3 protein-coding genes are annotated in these 1,619 nt (G+C 72.3%); 2 read left to right on the plus strand and 1 reads right to left on the minus strand.

Translation table 11 applies throughout. The features are described 5' to 3' along the window. Positions 1 to 459, plus strand: a 459-nt coding sequence (locus AC0CYZ_RS26150; protein WP_472220790.1) for a pseudouridine synthase, incomplete at its 5' end; no start/stop codon positions are given. Between the two features lie 51 nt (positions 460 to 510). On the opposite strand, the gene AC0CYZ_RS26155 is transcribed toward AC0CYZ_RS26150, so the two are convergent. Next, positions 511 to 972, minus strand: a complete 462-nt coding sequence (locus AC0CYZ_RS26155; RefSeq protein WP_472220792.1) for an SRPBCC family protein — start codon at positions 970 to 972, stop codon at positions 511 to 513. Positions 973 to 1,035: 63 nt separating this feature from the next. Between AC0CYZ_RS26155 and AC0CYZ_RS26160 the strand changes: the two genes are divergently transcribed. Beyond that, on the plus strand, positions 1,036 to 1,557 hold the full coding sequence (locus tag AC0CYZ_RS26160; RefSeq protein ID WP_472220795.1) for an O-acetyl-ADP-ribose deacetylase: 522 nt from the start codon (positions 1,036 to 1,038) through the stop codon (positions 1,555 to 1,557). The last annotated feature ends 62 nt before the right edge of the window (positions 1,558 to 1,619 follow it).

Genomic DNA, 1,619 nt, shown 5'->3' on the forward strand with positions numbered 1-1,619 from the left:
GTCGAGAAGACCTATCTCGCGGTGACCGCCACGACCGGGCTCCCCGAGCGCGGGCGGATCGAGTTGCCCCTCTCGGTCGGGCGCAAGAATCGCGTGCGGATCGCCGCGCCGCGCGAGTCGATCGTCCGCGACGGCGACACCTGGAGCGTCCCCGCCGAGGCGGTCCTCGACGGCGTCAGCACCTACCCGAGCACGACGACCTTCGAGAGGCTCGGCGAAGCCGAGGGCACGACGGTGCTCGCGGTCCACCCCGAGACCGGCCGGCGCCACCAACTCCGGGTCCACCTCGCCTGGATCGGGCACGCGATCGTCGGCGACCCGCTCTTCGACAAGCACCCGACGACCCGCACGGGGCTGCACGCGCGCTCATTGACCTTCGATGCCCCCGACGGGCAGCGCCTCACCGTCACGGCCGAGCCCGACGACGAGTTCCGAGCCCTGGGTGGCTCCGCCCTGTGAGCACTTTCGGGTGTCATAGCCCCAGAAAGTGCTCACGAGCGCGAAGCGCACCTATGCGAGCGCCTCCGCCAGCAGGTCCAGCGACGCCGCGAGCCCGTCCGCGTCGATCACCGGGAAGTACTGCAGCATCTCCGGGTCGGTGATCCCGGACCAGTCGTAGGTCAGCGTCACCCGCGTCCCGTCCCCGACCGGCTCCAAGCGGTAGATCCACGTGTGCCCGGCCGGCGGGTCGCCGACGCCACCGGGCGCCCACCCCAGGGCCGTGTCCGGCTCGTAGACGACGACGTGGTTCTCCATCGTGTAGTCGCCGAACAGCTCGTTGTGCATGTCCATCGTGAACACGTCGCCGAGCTCCTCGATGGCGAGGTGTGTCCGGGACGCGCGCACCATGCCGGAGGCGTCGAGGTCGGGGTGCCGGTCCGGGTCGGCGATCAGGGCGAACGTGCGCTCGGGCGGCGCGTCGATCGTCCGGGACACCTGGATGCTGCGGTCGGTCGTCTCCACGGACGTCATGACGACGATCGTGGCACGGTCACGAACGCGTGCCACGCCCCGGCCGGGGGTAGACGTCCCCCCGTGGGAGCCCGCATCACGCTCGCCCGGGGTGACATCACCACCCAGGAGGTCGACGCGATCGTCAACGCCGCGAACTCGACGCTGCTCGGCGGCGGCGGGGTCGACGGTGCGATCCACCGCGCCGGCGGCCCGGAGATCCTCGCCGAGTGCCGCGAGCTGCGCGCGAGCACGCTCCCGGACGGGCTGCCGACCGGCCAGGCGGTCGCGACGACGGCCGGGAAGCTCCCGGCGCGGCACGTCATCCACACCGTCGGGCCGGTGTACGCGAAGCGCGAGGACCGCTCGGAGCTGCTCGCGAGCGCCTACCGCGAGTCGCTGCGGGTGGCCGACGAGGTCGGCGCCCGGACCGTCGCCTTCCCCGCGGTCTCCGCCGGGGTCTACGGCTGGCCGATGGACGACGCGGCGCGGATCGCCGTCGGGACTGTCGCGTCCGCGCGCACGGACGTGGAGGAGGCCCGGTTCGTCCTGTTCGGCGACGAGGCGTACGAGGCGTTCACGCGAGCGGTCGACGCACTCGGCTGAGAGCAGCCACGACGCGACGAGAGCGTCGAGGCGCGTTGATCAGGAGCACGCCACACAGCTCC

The sequence above is a fragment of the Actinomycetospora sp. genome (genome assembly GCF_055612215.1).

Bases quoted from the DNA above. Each gene is read 5' to 3' on its own strand.
- AC0CYZ_RS26155 (WP_472220792.1), bottom strand. From the start codon at position 972: ATGACGTCCGTGGAGACGACCGACCGCAGCATCCAGGTGTCCCGGACG.